This is a genomic window from Cellulomonas sp. GbtcB1 (assembly GCF_019091725.1).
In the GTDB taxonomy this organism is placed as follows: Bacteria; Actinomycetota; Actinomycetes; order Actinomycetales; family Cellulomonadaceae; genus Cellulomonas.
The window spans coordinates 1-245 of record NZ_JAGXJG010000426.1 but is presented as its reverse complement, the minus strand read 5'-3'; the positions used below and the strand labels follow the sequence as shown (position 1 = coordinate 245).

Below are 245 nucleotides of genomic sequence, written 5' to 3'. Positions count from 1 at the left end.
CACCCCCGACGCCGGACGCCAGGGTGCGGGCGTTGACCGAGGACTCGTCCTTGTCGTGCCGGCGGAGCGAACCGCCCGCGGCCGCCACGCCGACCGGCATGGTCAGGCCGCGCTCGGTGCCGCAGTCCTCCTCGCGGACGATGACGACCTGCGAGACGACCACCAGACGACGGGGCAGGAAGCCCGAGTCGGCGGTCCGCAGCGCGGAGTCCCCCAGACCCCTGCGGGAGACGTGCCGCGGGGTG

The 245-nt window shown here is 75.5% G+C and carries 1 protein-coding gene; it reads right to left on the bottom strand.

Going from position 1 to position 245, the window contains the following annotated elements; genetic code table 11:
* Window positions 1-245, bottom strand: a 245-nt coding sequence (locus KVT14_RS20920) for a hypothetical protein (RefSeq protein ID WP_217617350.1), incomplete at both ends; no start/stop codon positions are given.